Source organism: Pseudomonas sp. B21-012, from assembly GCF_024749305.1.
GTDB lineage: Bacteria > Pseudomonadota > Gammaproteobacteria > Pseudomonadales > Pseudomonadaceae > Aquipseudomonas.
This window is the reverse complement of the sequence record NZ_CP087197.1, coordinates 3,207,401-3,222,760: the sequence shown is the minus strand read 5'-3', so window position 1 is coordinate 3,222,760 and position 15,360 is coordinate 3,207,401. Positions and strand designations below refer to the sequence as shown.

General features: G+C 64.2%; 15 protein-coding genes. 12 read left to right on the top strand and 3 right to left on the bottom strand.

What is annotated here, in order from left to right; translation table 11 throughout:
• Both LOY37_RS14785 and cysC read left to right on the top strand, forming a co-directional pair.
• Nucleotides 1-798 carry an SDR family NAD(P)-dependent oxidoreductase gene (locus LOY37_RS14785; RefSeq protein WP_258715090.1) on the top strand — a complete coding sequence of 266 codons (798 nt, stop codon included), beginning with the start codon at nucleotides 1-3 and terminating at the stop codon, nucleotides 796-798.
• A 67-nt stretch (nucleotides 799-865) separates the two neighbouring features.
• Nucleotides 866-1,477, top strand: coding sequence for an adenylyl-sulfate kinase (cysC, locus tag LOY37_RS14780; RefSeq protein ID WP_045198205.1), 612 nt, complete (start codon nucleotides 866-868; stop codon nucleotides 1,475-1,477).
• 12 nt (nucleotides 1,478-1,489) lie between these two features.
• Here cysC and LOY37_RS14775 read toward each other — a convergent pair whose 3' ends face one another.
• Both LOY37_RS14775 and ccoN read right to left on the bottom strand, forming a co-directional pair.
• A complete protein-coding gene (locus tag LOY37_RS14775; RefSeq protein ID WP_038994976.1) occupies nucleotides 1,490-1,702 on the bottom strand; it encodes a hypothetical protein in 213 nt (70 codons plus the stop codon).
• Between the two features lie 11 nt (nucleotides 1,703-1,713).
• On the bottom strand, nucleotides 1,714-3,141 hold the full coding sequence (gene ccoN / locus LOY37_RS14770; protein WP_258715089.1) for a cytochrome-c oxidase, cbb3-type subunit I: 1,428 nt from the start codon (nucleotides 3,139-3,141) through the stop codon (nucleotides 1,714-1,716).
• 451 nt (nucleotides 3,142-3,592) lie between these two features.
• Here ccoN and LOY37_RS14765 point away from each other — a divergent pair, with 451 nt between their 5' ends.
• The 9 genes from LOY37_RS14765 to LOY37_RS14725 all read left to right on the top strand — a co-directional run bounded on the left by LOY37_RS14765 (nucleotide 3,593) and on the right by LOY37_RS14725 (nucleotide 14,082).
• Complete coding sequence (locus tag LOY37_RS14765) at nucleotides 3,593-5,197, top strand: phosphopantetheine-binding protein (protein WP_258715088.1); 1,605 nt, start codon at nucleotides 3,593-3,595, stop codon at nucleotides 5,195-5,197.
• Nucleotides 5,184-6,761: a class I adenylate-forming enzyme family protein gene (locus tag LOY37_RS14760; RefSeq protein WP_052676524.1), complete on the top strand. Its 1,578-nt coding sequence runs from the start codon at nucleotides 5,184-5,186 to the stop codon at nucleotides 6,759-6,761. Before LOY37_RS14765 ends, LOY37_RS14760 begins: the two co-directional genes overlap by 14 nt.
• A 45-nt stretch (nucleotides 6,762-6,806) precedes the next feature.
• Nucleotides 6,807-7,733, top strand: coding sequence for an alpha/beta fold hydrolase (locus LOY37_RS14755; protein WP_045198213.1), 927 nt, complete (start codon nucleotides 6,807-6,809; stop codon nucleotides 7,731-7,733).
• A gap of 12 nt (nucleotides 7,734-7,745) precedes the next feature.
• The gene (gene rpe, locus LOY37_RS14750) at nucleotides 7,746-8,429 is read left to right on the top strand and encodes a ribulose-phosphate 3-epimerase (protein WP_045198215.1); all 684 of its coding nucleotides are present in this window, start codon (nucleotides 7,746-7,748) and stop codon (nucleotides 8,427-8,429) included.
• A 44-nt stretch (nucleotides 8,430-8,473) separates the two neighbouring features.
• Nucleotides 8,474-9,550 carry a uroporphyrinogen decarboxylase gene (hemE, locus tag LOY37_RS14745; protein ID WP_195886004.1) on the top strand — a complete coding sequence of 359 codons (1,077 nt, stop codon included), beginning with the start codon at nucleotides 8,474-8,476 and terminating at the stop codon, nucleotides 9,548-9,550.
• A complete protein-coding gene (locus LOY37_RS14740) occupies nucleotides 9,543-9,971 on the top strand; it encodes a MarR family winged helix-turn-helix transcriptional regulator (RefSeq protein WP_038994982.1) in 429 nt (142 codons plus the stop codon). The genes hemE and LOY37_RS14740 overlap by 8 nt, the downstream gene beginning before the upstream one ends.
• Nucleotides 9,972-10,075: 104 nt before the next feature.
• Nucleotides 10,076-10,582 (top strand): sigma-70 family RNA polymerase sigma factor, encoded by a 507-nt coding sequence (locus tag LOY37_RS14735; protein ID WP_258715087.1) that lies wholly within the window; start codon nucleotides 10,076-10,078, stop codon nucleotides 10,580-10,582.
• Entirely contained in the window at nucleotides 10,579-11,553 is a 975-nt protein-coding gene (locus tag LOY37_RS14730; protein WP_258715086.1) for a FecR domain-containing protein, read from the top strand. Before LOY37_RS14735 ends, LOY37_RS14730 begins: the two co-directional genes overlap by 4 nt.
• An 87-nt stretch (nucleotides 11,554-11,640) precedes the next feature.
• Nucleotides 11,641-14,082, top strand: a complete 2,442-nt coding sequence (locus LOY37_RS14725) for a TonB-dependent siderophore receptor (RefSeq protein WP_258715085.1) — start codon at nucleotides 11,641-11,643, stop codon at nucleotides 14,080-14,082.
• A 4-nt stretch (nucleotides 14,083-14,086) separates the two neighbouring features.
• Here the strand turns inward: LOY37_RS14725 and LOY37_RS14720 are convergent, their stop codons facing one another.
• Nucleotides 14,087-14,473, bottom strand: coding sequence for a hypothetical protein (locus tag LOY37_RS14720; protein WP_176794330.1), 387 nt, complete (start codon nucleotides 14,471-14,473; stop codon nucleotides 14,087-14,089).
• 126 nt (nucleotides 14,474-14,599) lie between these two features.
• Between LOY37_RS14720 and LOY37_RS14715 the strand changes: the two genes are divergently transcribed.
• A complete protein-coding gene (locus tag LOY37_RS14715) occupies nucleotides 14,600-15,307 on the top strand; it encodes an MOSC domain-containing protein (protein WP_258715084.1) in 708 nt (235 codons plus the stop codon).
• The last annotated feature ends 53 nt before the right edge of the window (nucleotides 15,308-15,360 follow it).

The following is a 15,360-nucleotide window of genomic DNA, read 5'->3' as shown; positions in this document are numbered from 1 at the left end:
ATGAACAAGATCGCATTGATTACCGGCGGCTCATCCGGCCTGGGCCTGGAGCTGGGCGGGCAACTGGCCAGAAAAGGCTATGACGTGCTGCTGCTGGCCCGCGACGAGGGCCGGCTGCAGGCGGCCAAGGCCAGCCTTGAGGCGCTGAACAGCCGGATCAACGTGCACACCTTCGTCTGTGATGTTGCCGACGAGCAGGCCATGTGCAGCACCTTTGCCACGATCAGCCGGCGCTTTGAGGCCATCGACTTTCTGATCGTCAACGCGGCGATTGCCACCATCGACCTGCTGGGCGATTACAAGAGCCTGCAGGAGGTCAACCGCAACCTGAAGATCAACCTGCTCGGCGCGGTGTCGTCCACCTACCTGGGCATCCCCTTGCTGCGCCGCGGCGCCCATGTGCTGTTCATCTCATCGGGCTTTGGCCTGGTCGGCGCGGCCGGTTATTCGTTGTACGCCGCCTCCAAGGGCGGCCTGAACAACTTTGCCGATGCCATCCGCCGCGAGCTGTTGCCGCGCCAGGTGCACGTGCACCTGGCCTGCCTGGGCGACCTGGACACGCCGATGTACGCCGGTGAGCTTGAGCATATGCCGGCCTGGATCAAGGCCAAGATGGGCCGTGGCAAGCCGATGCCCGCAGGCCAGGCGGCCGCGGCGATTCTCAAGGGCTGCTTCAGGCGCCAGTTTCGCATCAACCTGTCCAGTGACGTCAAGCTGCTGATCCTGGTGCAGAAGTTGTTACCGCAAAAACTGTCTACCTATGTCATCGACCGGGTGCTGCCGTTCCCGCCGGTTTGAACCGCCGGGCAGCCGATGACACAGCGTGAAGTGGAACTTCAACCGTTATTGCATGAGGTCGATGGACATGGGAAAAGTCGGAACCAATATCGTCTGGCATCCACAAGCGGTCGAGAAGCAGGCACGGGCCAGGCTCAAGCGGCAAAAGCCGTGCATCATCTGGCTCACCGGGTTGAGCGGGGCAGGCAAGTCGACCATCGCCAATGCACTGGATCAGTTTTTGATCGACCAGGGCTTTCATACCTACCTGCTCGATGGCGACAACGTCCGCCACGGGCTGAACAAGGACCTGGGTTTCAGCGAAGCCGACCGCATCGAGAACATCCGCCGCGTGGGTGAGGTCTCGCGCTTGTTTGTCGATGCCGGGGTGATTGTGCTGTGCTCGTTCATCTCGCCGTTCTGCGCCGACCGCCAGCTGGTGCGCGAGCTGGTCAAGGGCGACGAGTTTGTCGAGGTCTACGTCAAGGCCAGCGTGGCTACCTGCGAGCAGCGCGATGTGAAGGGCTTGTACAAGAAGGCCCGGGCCGGGCAGATCAAGAACTTTACCGGTATCGACTCGCCCTACGAGGCGCCGCAGCAGCCGGAGCTGCTGCTGGACACCGAAAGCCAGGATGTCGACGCCTGCGTCGCGCAGCTGGTGGCAGTGCTGCGCGGGCAGGGCTACCTGGGCGCCTTCTGAGCCCGGCGCGGTTCAGGCCTTCAGGGCCGCATCCGGCGCCACTGCCGGCACCGGCTTGCCGGTGGCGGCCTCGACCCGGCGGGCCACCGCCGGGTCATCGGCGAAGGGTATCAGGCTGGCCTGATCGTCCACTTCGCCGCTGTGACGCTGCAGGCAGGCGCTGGTGACCAGGTAGAAGAACAGTACGCCGCTCAGGCAATACAGTGCATACAGCCAGTCATCCATGGTCGGGCCTCCTAGGCCAGGCTGGCGTTGTTCAGCGCCAGTTTTTCATCGGCCACACGCACGGTGCGCCAGGTGTTGTAGGCCATCAGCAGCATGCCGCTCAAGAAGCACACGCCGCCGACAAAGCGCACGATAAAGCCCGGGTGGCTGGCCACCAGCGCCTCGACGAACGAGTAGGTGAGGGTGCCGTCGTCGTTGGTGGCGCGCCACATCAGGCCCTGGGCAATGCCGTTGACCCACATCGAGGCGATGTACAGCACGGTGCCGATGGTCGCCAGCCAGAAGTGCAGGTTGATCAGGCCGACGCTGTACATCTGCTCGCGGCCGAACACTTTCGGGATCATGTGGTATAGCGAACCGAAGGTGATCATCGCCACCCAGCCCAGGGCACCGGCGTGTACGTGGCCGATGGTCCAGTCGGTGTAGTGCGAGAGGGCGTTGACGGTCTTGATCGCCATCATCGGGCCTTCGAAGGTCGACATGCCGTAGAACGCCAGCGACAGCACCAGAAAGCGCAGGATCGGGTCGCTGCGCAGCTTATGCCAGGCGCCGGAGAGGGTCATCATGCCGTTGATCATGCCGCCCCAGCTGGGTGCCAGGAGGATCAGCGACATGGCCATGCCCAGCGATTGCGCCCAGTCGGGCAGGGCGGTGTAGTGCAAGTGGTGCGGGCCGGCCCAGATGTACAGGGTGATCAGCGCCCAGAAATGCACGATCGACAGGCGATAGCTGTACACCGGGCGACCGACCTGCTTGGGCACGAAGTAATACATCATGCCGAGAAAGCCGGTGGTCAGGAAGAAGCCCACGGCGTTGTGGCCGTACCACCACTGGACCATGGCGTCGGTGGCCCCGGCGTACACCGGGTACGACTTGAACCAACTGACCGGGATCGACAGGTGGTTGACCACGTGAAGCATGGCGATGACCACGATGAAGGCGCCGAAGAACCAGTTGCCGACGTAGATGTACTTGGCCTTGCGGCGCATCAGGGTGGCGAAGAAGACGATGCCGTAGGCGACCCAGACGATGGCCATCCACACCGCGCCGGTGAATTCGATCTCGGCGTATTCCTTGGTGGTGGTCAGGCCCAGGGGCAGGCTTACCAGCATGATCACGATGGTCGCCTGCCAGCCCCAGAAGGTGAAGGCGGCAAGTTTGTCGCTGAACAGCCGCACCTGGCAGGTGCGCTGCACGGCGTAGTAACTGGCGGCAAATTGCGCGCTACCGGCAAAGCCGAAAATGACCAGGCTGGTGTGCAAGGGGCGCAGGCGGCCGAACGAGGTCCAGGGCAAGTCGAGGTTAAGTTCTGGCCAGACCAGTTGCGAGGCGATCCAGACGCCCATGGCCATGCCGACGATACCCCAGACCACCGTCATGATGACGAATTGCCGGACCACCTTGTAGTTATAGGCCTGCGCCTGTTGATGTGTGCTCATGGCTAGTTTCCACAGTTCCTGTATGGCTCGCCCTGCCGTGGGGCAGGGGCACAGGCGCAGACTCTAGGAAGCTGCCGACATACAAAACAGACTCAGAAACCTGCGTTAACACCGGATCAGATCAAACCCCCGTATTCATTGGCCGATACGGCACCTGTTATGGGCAAGCTGCAGTGAATTACTGCTGTTCTGCATTGATCGTGCCGGTAAATGCGTGTCGCTGTGTCGCAGCCAAAACCCCGTGGAATTATCTTGACATCACCGCAAATGCGGCCGCAGAATTTCACAAACTTTGCGCGCAAAGTTTTATGCCGGACGCCAGCACACGTCCGGCAGTGGTGCGCAACCAACCTTGACGCCATCCCGCTATTCGCCCCTGTAACGGTGCTTTCGAGCCGGGACGGGGTACGCGCGCAGCGGCGGCACACTATAAGAACGAAGGGAGCAACAGATGAAGCTTTCCAAGGAACTGGTCGTCCAGGCAAAAGCAACGTTCGGGACACCGACCTACCTCTACGATGAAGCCGTGCTGCGCAACAGTTTCAACGAGTTGCGCGATGCATTGCCGGACTGTGTGGACATCTTCTATGCGTTGAAGGTCAACCCGAACCTGTCCCTGGTAAAACTGATCCGCTCCTACGGCGGTAACACCGAAGTCTGCTCGCTGGGCGAGCTGGAAATTGCCCTCAAGGCCGGGGTCGACCCCCAGGACATCATTTTCCTCGGGCCTTATAAAAAGCCTGAAGAACACCGGCGCGCCCTGGAGGTCGGGGTGTTCGCCATCGTCGTCGAGTCCGAGACCGAGCTGCGCAAGCTCTCGGCCCTGGCCGGCGAGCTGAACTGCGTGGCGCCGGTGGCGATCCGCATCAACCCGAATTTCTCCGCCTCCGGCTCGCCGTGGAAGATGGGCGGGCGGCCGACCCACTTCGGTATCGAAGAAGACACCGCGGTGGCCAATTTCGGTGACTACGCAGCGTTGCCCAACCTGAAGATAAAGGGCATTCACGTCTACAACGGCACCAAGATCCTCGATGCGCAATCGGTGTACGACAACGCCAAGTACATCCTCGGCCTGTTCCGCAGCCTGACCCGGCGCTACAACCTGGACATGAGCATGGTCGATGTCGGTGGCGGCCTGGGCATCAAGTACTACGAGAACGAGAACGAACTCGACACCCGCCAGCTCAAGCAACTGCTGGCGCCGCTGTTCGAAGCCTTCAACCAGCAGTTCCCGCAGACCCGCATCATCGTCGAGTCCGGGCGCTTTATCGCCGGCAAGTGCGGCGCCTTGCTGGTGACGGTCGACAACATCAAGGAAAACCACGGCAAGACCTTTGCCGTCACTGATGGCGGTACCAACTGCCATGGCGCCGCCGCCGGCAGCGGCCAGGTGCTCAAGCGCAACTTTCGTATCGTGCATGCCACCGGCAGCACCGGCGCACCGCTGCGCGAATACCATATCTCCGGGCCGCTCTGTAGTCCCGACGACCTGCTGGCCCGCGACCTGCAGATCGAAACCCTGCACGAGGGCGACATCCTCGCTGTCACCGCTTCCGGCGCCTATGGCCCGTCCGCATCGCCCACCCTGTTCCACAGCCATGGCCACCCGGCCGAGGTGATCGTCAGCAACGGCCAGCTGTTCCTCGCCCGCGCCCGGCAAACCGCCCTGGACATCCGCGACAGCCATGCCGACGTACCACTGTCGGCCATGCTCGGCGCCGCACCGGCACCGGCACCTGGCGAGCCGACGCCGATCGCCCAGGCCGCGACCCAGCGCCAGCTTGGCGAGATCCTGCGGGTGGTGCTGAAGCTGCCGGAAAACACCGTGATCAGCGCCGACTCGCACCTGCGCGACGACCTCGGCCTGGACTCGCTGACCTCGATGGAGCTGCTGGTCAACCTCGAAGACGACATCGAAGGCTTCTTCGTCAACCCCGACACCATCGCCCCGGGCCACTTCAACACCGTGGCGACCCTGGCGGGCTACATCGACGCTCATCGTCAGCCAGCGGTCGCGCGCCGGTCGCGTACCGAGGTGCAGCATGAAGGCGTCTGACGTCCTCCTGCAGCAGGTGCTGGAAACCCCCAACGGCCTGCACCCGGACAAAGCGGCGATCATCTACGCCGATGAAACCTACACCTACGCCCAGCTCGATGAAGCCAGCGGGCGCCTGGCTGCCGGCCTGCAGGTCAATGGCCTGCTGCGCCAGGAACGCGTGGTGGTGTGCCTGGGCAACCGGGTCGAAACCGTTTGTGCCTTCTGGGGCGTGCTGCGGGCCGGCGGGGTGATGGTCAACGTCGGCCTGGAAACCCCGGCCGACAGCCTCGACTACATCATTCGCGATGCCGAGGCCTCGGTGCTGATCACCACTTCGGAGAAATTCGCCAGCCTGGCGCCCGGCACCGCCGAGCTGAGCTACCTCAAGGCCATTGTGTTGCTCGACGGCGAAGCCGATGCAGCCGATACCCACACGCTTGAAAGCCTGCTGGGGCAGGGCGCCGGCATTCCGCTGCCGTGCGGCAACCTTGACCTGGACCTGGCGGCGATCATCTACACCTCCGGCTCCACCGGCGCGCCCAAGGGCGTGATGCTCACCCACCGCAACATGCTCGCGGCGCTCAACTCGTTGCACACCTACCTGGGCTACCAGGCCAGCGACAATGTGCTGTGCTCGCTGCCGCTGTCGTTCGACTACGGCCTGTACCAGATGATCATGGCCCTGAGCGCCGGGGCCACGCTGGTGCTGGAGAAGGAGTTCACCTGGCCGATCTTCCTGATCAAGAAGATCCGCCAGTACCAGGTCACGGTGATCCCGTTCGTGCCGACCATGCTCATGCTCCTGCACGAGTATGCGCACAAGCGCGAGGCGACCTTCCCGCAGGTACGCATGGTCACCAACACCGGCGCGGCCTTGAAGGCCAACCATATTGCGCAGATGAAGGGCCTGTTCCCCCAGGCGCTGATCTTCTCGATGTACGGCCTGACCGAGTGCAAGCGCTGCACCTACCTGCCGCCCGAGGACATCGACGACAAGCCGGGCAGTGTCGGCATCGCCATCCCCAACACCGAGCTGTGGCTGGTGGACGATGAGGGCCGGCGCATCGACACGCCGCATCAGGTCGGCCAGCTGGTGATTCGCGGCGCCACGGTGATGGCCGGCTATTGGCGCAACCCCCAGGCCACCGCGCAAAAACTCAAGCCGGGCCCGTACCCGGGGGAAAGCGTGCTGTACACCGGTGACTATTGCAGCCTCGACCAGGATGGCTACCTGTACTTCCAGGGGCGCATGGACCACATGATCAAATCGCGCGGCATGAAGGTCAGCCCCAGCGAGGTCGAGAGCTTTCTGTATGCCATCGACGGTGTCGAAGCGGCGGCGGTGGTCGGTATCGAACATGCTTCGGTCGGCGAGGGGCTATGGGCGTTCGTCACCTTGGGCCAAGGTGTCAGCCTGAGTGCCGAGCATTTGCTCGAACGTTGCCGCCATGGCCTTGAAGCGCACAAGGTGCCGCTGTCGATCAGCATCGAGGGCAACCTGCCGCGCACCGCCAATGGCAAGTTCGACTTGCAGCAACTGCAACAGACAGCGCGCCATGCGCAACTGGCCGTGGCCGGTTGAGTGGCGCTTTTTTATCGGTGATTCAGGCATACAGGATGTGCGGATATGAGTCTGGGCAACAGAGGTCGCGAGCAATCGCTGGACGTCAACGGCAACCATTTCGCCTTGCGCATCTGGGGCAATGAGCGCGGCCACCCGGTGCTCGCCGTGCATGGCTGGCTGGACAACGCAGCGTCGTTCGAACGGATCGCGCCGCTGCTCGAGGACTGCTTCGTGGTCGCCCCGGACCTGGCCGGTCACGGCCGCTCCGAGCACCGCCGGGGTGACAGCGGCTATTACCTGTGGGAACACGCCGACGACATGAACGCCCTGGTCGAGTGCCTGGGCTGGAAGCGTTTTTCGGTCCTGGGGCACTCCATGGGCACCGGGGTTGCATCGATTCTGGCGGCGATGAACAAGTCGATCGACAGCATGGTGTTCATCGATGGCATGGGCGCGCCTTTTACCATTGCCGAAGAGGACACCGTCGAGCACCTGAAAAAATCCCAGCGCCTGCTGCGCCTGGCCTTGCGTACCCGCTTGCATGGGTTTTCAGCGCCGCAATCGGCACAGTTTGGCAGCCTTGAAGCGGCCATCGGCGAGCGGCGCAACAGCATCGACGGCACCCTGTGCGCCGAGGGCGCGCGGCTGCTGGCCATGCGCGACCTGCTCAGTGTCGGCGACGGTTACCGCTGGCGCCACGACCCACGCCTGGTGCTGCCTGAGCCTATGCAACTGACCGAGCGCCAGGCCTGCGACTTTTTGCGCCAGATCAGCTGCCCGCTGCACCTGCTGCTCGGGCGCCAGGGGCTGTTTGCCGGTGCCCAGTTCGATAAAAGAAAAAACGCCTTGCCCTGGGCCACCCAGGTGCACTGGCATGAGGGTGGCCATCATTTTCACCTGGAGGAACCCGGCACGGCCTTGATCGCGCAGATCAACGCCGCGCTGCTTCAGCGTGAACCCGGGCCGCGGCAACGATTAGTCAATGAGTAATGGAGTACACCCGTGAAAGAGTTCTGGATTGCACCGTCGATTCTGGCGGCCGATTTCGCCCGCCTCGGCGCTGAAGCCGAGCAGGTACTGGCCGCCGGTGCCGATGTCATCCATATCGATGTGATGGATAACCACTATGTGCCCAACCTGACCATGGGCCCGCAGTTCTGCAAGGCCCTGCGCAGCCACGGGATCACCGCGCCGATTGACGTGCACCTGATGGTGACGCCGGTGGATGCGATGATCCAGGCCTTTGCCGAAGCCGGCGCCGACTACATCTCGATTCACCCCGAGGCGACCCTGCACCTGGACCGCTCGCTGCAACTGATCAAGGACCTGGGCTGCAAGGCGGGCCTGGTGTTCAACCCGGCCAGCGGCCTGGACGCCGCGCAATACGTGCTCGACAAGCTCGATCTGATCCTGCTGATGTCGGTCAACCCGGGCTTTGGCGGACAGAAGTTCATCCCTGCGGTATTGCCCAAGATTGCCGCAGCGCGCAAGCTTATCGACGACAGTGGCCGGGCGATACGTCTGGAGGTGGACGGTGGCGTCAACCTTGACACCATCGGCCAGGTGGCCGCCGCCGGCGCCGACATGTTCGTGGCCGGCACGGCGATTTTCGCCCAGGGCGATTACCGCGCCAGCATCGAGGCCTTGCGCCGCGAGATTGCCCACGCTTTGCCCAACCGCCACTGATAGGCGGTCTTTCCAACGATTCTCGCGAATCCAGTACGAGTTACCTGTCCTTGCACACTACAACCCTAATCAAGGCCTTGCTGCGTCAGCCGACAACGCATACGCCGGTCTGGCTGATGCGCCAGGCCGGGCGCTACCTGCCCGAGTACCGCGAGCTGCGGGCCCGGGCCGGGTCGTTCCTGAGCCTGGTGAAAACCCCGGACTACGCCACCGAAGCCACCTTGCAACCCTTGCGGCGTTTCAACCTGGATGCAGCCATCGTCTTTTCCGACATCCTCAGCGTGCCCGATGCCATGGGCCTGGGCCTGTATTTCGGCCATGGCGAAGGCCCGCGCTTTCGCCATCCGCTGCGTGACGAGCAGGCCATCAAGCGCCTGCGCGTGCCAGAGCCCGAAGCGCTGGACTACCTGTACCAGGCGGTGGCCCAGAGCCGCCGCGAGCTTGACCCCAAGGTGGCACTGCTCGGCTTTGCCGGCAGCCCCTGGACCCTGGCCTGCTACATGGTCGAAGGCGGCCCGCCGGGCGATTTCCAGCTGATCAAGAAGATGCTCTACCGCCGCCCGGAGCTGCTCCAGCGCATTCTCCAGGTCACCAGCCAGGCGGTGGCGGCCAGCCTCAATGCGCAGATCGAATCCGGTGCCCAGGCGCTGATGATCTTCGACACCTGGGGCGGGGTGCTGGCCGACGGCGCCTACCAGCGGTTTTCGCTGTTCTACATGCGCGAGGTGCTGGCGCGCCTGCACAAGACCCACCACGGCCAGCGCGTACCGTCGATCATCTACACCAAGGGCGGCAGCCCGTGGCTGGCGGAGATGGCCGACAGCGGCGCCGATGCCCTGAGCCTGGACTGGACCTGCGACCTGGGCATGGCCCGGCAACTGGTGGGTAACAGTGTTGCCCTGCAGGGCAACCTCGACCCCAGCGTGTTGCTGGGTGATGAGGCCTGTATCCGCCATGAAGTGCAGCGTACCCTGCAGGCCTTCGGGCCGCCCGCTGCGGGCTTTGGCCATGTGTTCAACCTGGGCCACGGGATTTCCCCGGCGACCTCGCCCGAGGCGGTGGCCACGCTGGTCAATGCCGTGCATGAACTGAGCCGTGTGCGCGGAGGTGCCTATGCTTGACCCGACCTTCGACTTCGACCGGATGCTGTGCTTCTCGCTGTACTCGACGGCCAACGCCATGGTTCGCGACTACGCCGAGCCGCTGAAAAAGCGCGGCGTAACCTACCCGCAACTGCTGGTGATGGCCGGCCTGTGGGGCCAGGACGATGTCTCGATCAGCGCCCTGAGCGAGCTGACCCTGTTCGACCTTGGCACCCTGACGCCGATCGTCAAACGCCTGGCCGACAACGGCTTCATCACCGTGTACCTCGACCCCAACGACCGTCGCCGGCGCAACCTGTTGCTGACCGACAAGGGCCGTGAGCTCAAGGCCGAGGCGGCGCAGGTGTTCAGCAACATGGCCTGCAAGATCGACCTGGGCGAGGGTGAGGTGGAGCAGGTGCTGGATGTTTGCCACCGGATCAGGGCGCGTTTGCGCTGAGCCCGCCGCGCGGGGCAAGTCCGCTTGCCCCGCGAAAGGGGATTGTGCAATCACTCCAGCATCATGATAATGAGAGTAATTACCATTAATGTGTGATCACCCTCGTGCCGAGCTCTGTCGACTCCAAGGCTATCGTCGCCCACCTCTACAGTGACCATCACCGCTGGCTGCGAGCCTGGCTGTACCGGCGGCTGAACTGCCCGGACGATGCCGCGGACCTGGCCCAGGACACCTTTGTGCGGGCCATGACCAGCAGCGCCTTGCCCGCCCTTGACCAGCCGCGGGCGTTTCTCGCCACTGTCGCCCGCCGCCTGCTGAGCAATCTGTTCCGCCGCCGGGCGCTGGAGCAGGCCTATCTCGACGAGCTGGCGAGCCTGCCCGAGCAGTGCATGCCTTCGGCTGAAGACGTGCTGCTGGTGCGCGAAGCCCTGGCTGAAATCGACCGCCTGCTTGACGGCCTGCCGACGCGGGTGCGCCATGGGTTCATCCTGCATCGTCTCGAAGGCCTGAGCCAGCCGGCCATCGCCGAGCACCTGGGGGTGTCGCTGGCCACGGTCGAGCGTGACCTGCGCCGGGCCTTCCTGCATTGCCTGGGCGCCAGGCTAGAATGAGCAGCACACCACTGGACCGCGCTACCCACGAAGCGGTGGACTGGCTGCTCAAGCTGGAGAATGCCCCGGCCGGCAGCCCGTTGCTGCTGGCCTTCAACACCTGGCTCAAGCAATCGCCCGGCCATCAGGCCGCCTGGCAGCGGGTCAACGCCTTGCTCGGCGAACCCCTGGCCGACCTGCAGCAGGCCGAGCAGCGTAGCCCCGGCCAGTTGGCCATGGCCAGCCGCAGCCTGCGCGCCTTGCCGTCGCCGTCGCGGCGCAAGGCCCTGGGCGGCGGCCTGGCAATGCTGTTGCTGGGTTTGGGCGCCGGCGCGCTCGGCAATCGCATGACGCCACTGGGCGACCTGCTCGCCGACCTGCGCACCGGCACCGGCGAGCGGCGCACTTTCACCCTGGCCGATGGTTCACGGCTGTGCCTGAATGCGCGCAGCGCGGTGGATGTGCGCTTCAGCGCCGGGCAGCGGCTGGTGCTGCTGCGCGACGGCGAGCTGCAAGCCGAGGTTGCTGCAGAGCCGGGCCGGCCCTTTGTCGTCGCCACCCGCGAAGGCCAGGTGCAGGCCCTGGGCACGCGCTTCAGCGTGCGCCAGGAACAACAACAGAGCCTGGTCTCGGTGCAGCAGCACAGCGTGCTGCTCAGAAGCGGCAGTGCGCCCGCCTTGCGTGTGGAGGAGGGCCAGGCTTTTCGTTTCGATGGCCACGCCAGCCAGCCGCTGGCCGCGTCGCTGCGTACCCGGGCGAGCTGGACCGAGGGCCGCGTGGATGTGCGCGACGAACCCCTGGGCGAGCTGATCGAAGCCTTGCGCCCGTACCGCGCCGGGCTGCTGCGCATCAGCCCGCAGGCCGCGCAGGTGCGGGTCTATGGTAGCTTTCCGCTGGATGACAGTGAACGCACCCTGCGCTCCCTGGCCGAGACCTTGCCGATCCGGGTCGACAGTTTTGCTGGCTGGCTGACCCGCATCGATGTGATCTAAATAAAAATAATTGCGATTTCTTTGAGGGGGTTTGTTGCGTGGCGTGTCCTCGTTATCGACAACAACTTTGAACGAGCCAACACCTCCATGCCCGACTCCATGATCCGTCCCAGCCTGCTGGCCCTTGCCATCGCCCTGGGCAGCGGCGCGCCGTTGTACACCGTGGCGCAAACCGACAGCAGCGTCAGCGCCAGCCAGCGCTTCGATATCCCGGCCGGCGACCTGGGCGAAGCCCTGAGCCGCATCGCCCGTCAGTCTGGGCGGGTGCTGTCGGTCAAGCCGGCGCTGCTGCAAGGCAAGCGCTCGGCGGCGGTCAGCGGCCAGTTCACGCCCGAGCAAGCGGCCAGCCAGGCCCTCAATGGCAGCGGCCTCAACCTCAATATCACCGCCGGCGGCACCTGGAGCCTGGTGCCGGCCGAGCACAGCGGGGCGCTGGAGCTGGGCCTGACCCAGATCGTCTCCAACGCCAGCGAAGACGCCTGGGGCCCGGTGCAGGGCTATGTGGCCAAGCGCACCGGTACCGCGACCAAAACCGACACCTCGGTGCTGGAAGTGCCGCAGACCATCAACGTCATCACCCAGGATGAAATCACGGCGCTGGGTTCGCAGACCGTTACCCAGGCCCTGCGCTACACCCCGGGCATTACCGGTGGCGGTTTCTCCGACCGGGTGGGGATTTTCGACGAACCGACCTCCCGCGGCTTCAGCCCGACGCCGCTGTACCTGGACGGCCTGCACCTGCCGTATGGCGGTGGCAGTACCGGTGGCGCCCTGCAGATCGACCCCTACGCGCTGGAGCGCATCGAGGTGATGAAGGGCCCGGCCTCGGTGCTCTACGGCCAGAACCAGCCAGGCGGGCTGGTCAACATGGTCTCCAAGCGCCCGACCGCGACGCCGCTGCATGAGGTCAAGATCGGTGGCGGTAGCCAGGACCGCCGCTATGGCGCCTTCGACTTCGCCGGCCCGGTGGATGACCAGGGCGAGTACCAGTACCGGGTCACCGGCATGGGCCTGGATAAGAACGGCGAAATCGACTACGTCGAACAGCAGCGCTACATGATCGCCCCGAGCCTGACCTGGAGCCCCAACGAGCAGACCCGCCTGACCGTCTACGGGCATTACCAGCGCGACAACGGCGTGCCCGAAGCCCAGGGCTTGCCGGCGGTGGGCACGGTGTTCGCCAGCGCCAACGGGCGGATCAAGCGCAGCCGCTTCATCGGTGAACCGGGGGTCAACGCCTATGATCGCGAGCAGTACACCTTCGGCTACGAAGTCAGCCATGAGCTGGACGATGTCTGGACCCTCAAGCAGAACACCCGCTACGCCTACGTCGATGACAAGTTTCGGGCGCCATTGCACGGCTACGCTTTCGTGCCCAACCCGGTCACCGGCGCCGACGACCAGAGCGCCATGACCCGCTTTGGCGTCGACTGGGCCCAGCGCAACAAGGTGTTCGGCATCGATAACATGGCCCAGGCCAAGTTCAACACCTTCGACCTTGCCCACACCCTGTTGATCGGTGTCGATTACTACCACTCCAACTCCCGATTCCTCGGCCTGTATGACCGCAATCCGCCGATCATCGACCTCTACAACCCGGTGTATGGCAAGCCTATGAACTTCGGCCAGCCGTTCAAATGGGACCGCACCATCAACCAGACCGGCCTGTACGTGCAGGATCAGCTCAAATGGGATAACTGGTTCCTGACCCTCGGTGGTCGCTATGACTGGGCCGAGGCCGATAACAAGGAGCCGCTCGCTGGCACCCATACCACTGTCAAGGACGAGAAATTCACCGGCCGTGCCGGCCTGGGCTACGCCTTCGATAATGGCGTCACGCCTTACCTCAGCTACTCCGAATCATTCCTGCCGCTGGCCGGCGCCGACTACGCCGGCAAAGCGTTCGAGCCGTCCACCGGCAAGCAGGTCGAGGCCGGTATCAAGTACCAGCCGCCTGGCCAGGACAGCTTCATCCAGCTCTCGGTGTACGAGATCAAGCAGCAGAACATCCTCACCGCCGATGTCGGCAACCCCGGCTTCAACAGCCAGGTCGGCGAGCTGCGTTCACGCGGTGTCGAGCTTGAGGGCAAGGCCAGCCTCACCGACAACCTCGGCCTGATCGCCTCGGTGTCGCGCAACGACGTGGTCTACACCAAGGACAACGACGGCCGCGAAGGCCGTCATCCGTCCGGCACGCCGCCGATGACCGCAGCGCTGTGGCTGGATTACCACTTCACCGGCGACACGAAGGTCGCCGGCCTCGGCATGGGCCTGGGCGCGCGTTATGTGCGCGGTAGCGACGGTACCGATTTTGCCGACGGGCATTTCAGCATCCCGTCCTACACCGTGTACGACGCCATGCTCTCCTACGACCTGCAGCAATCGCCGCTGCGCCTGAAGGGCGTGAAGGTGCAGATGAACCTGCAGAACCTCGAAGACAAGACCTACGTCAGCCGCTGCACCAGTGACGTGGACTGCTACTACGGCGAAGGGCGGACCATCACCACCGACCTGACCTACAACTGGTAAGCCTTCAGGTATCGCGCAACAAGTCATGGGCATCCAGCAGCCGGTAGGCAATCTCCGGCTGCTTCTCCAGTGCCCGGCGAATCGCCGCCGGAATGTTCTGCCGGGTCTTGCGGCACAAGCCCGGCAGGTCTTCGATCTGGATGCTGATGCCGCGCATGGTCCGCACCTCGTTGAAGCTCGGGGTGATCTGCAGCCGAATCCCCAACTGCTCATACAAGCGCCGCTGCATGTGCTCCAGGTCGTCCAGGCTCTGCAGGTTTTCCAGGCGTTCGAGCAGGCGCCTTTCTTCCTGGCGCGTCAGCAGCAGGATGCGCGGGTCCTGCAGCGTCTCGCGGCCGCAGTCGCAAGCGCCGGGCGGGCAGGGGGTGCGGGTGGGCAGGGTGGCGTTCATGCCTTGCAGCATAGCGAGGCTCGAGGACTTTTGCCCATGCCTGGCAGATAGCTATTGAGCACTGGTGCGGGCGGCGCTCAGTGATACCCTTTCACTTCGCCGAACTTCACCAGGAGCGAGTCGCCCATGCTGGCGCAACAACTGCAACTGCAAAGCGTATTGACCGGGCGCGCCGTGCCTTTCACCCGTCCGGGCTCATCCAGTGCCATCGCCAAGATGCCGCGTGACGGCGAGGTCGCGGTCACCGAACTGGGCCTGGTTGGCGACGAGCAGGGCGACTTGCGCGTGCATGGCGGGGTCGAAAAGGCCATCCACCATTACCCCCGCGAACACTATGCCGCCTGGGCTGCAGAGCTGGGCGAGCATCCGCTGCTGCAGGCTCCGGGCGCCTTCGGCGAAAACTTAAGCACCTGCGGCTGGACCGAGCAGACCGTATGCCTGGGCGATCGCTTTCGCGCTGGCAGCGCGCTGCTGGAGATTTCCCAGGGGCGCATGCCGTGCTGGAAACTCAATGACCGCTTCGGGGTAAAAGACATGTCGTTGCGGGTCCAGCAAAGCGGCCGTACCGGCTGGTACTACCGGGTGCTGGAAGAAGGCATATTGGCTGCCGGCATGAACATCGAGCTGATCGAACGGCCGCATCCGCAGTGGTCGGTAGCGCGCTTGTCGTCGGTGCTGTTCGACAGGCAGGTCGACCTCGAGGTGATTCGCCAGTGCCTGGAACTGCCGTTGGCGGCTTCCTGGCGCCGGACCCTGTCACGACGTTTGGAAAAGGCCGAAGTCGAGGACTGGGCGCCGCGTTTGCAGGGGTCTGGCGTCGAAGTGCAGGGGTGAGAAACATTGCAAACCGGGGACACGGTTTACAGGTCTTGCCTTAGCCGAAGAAA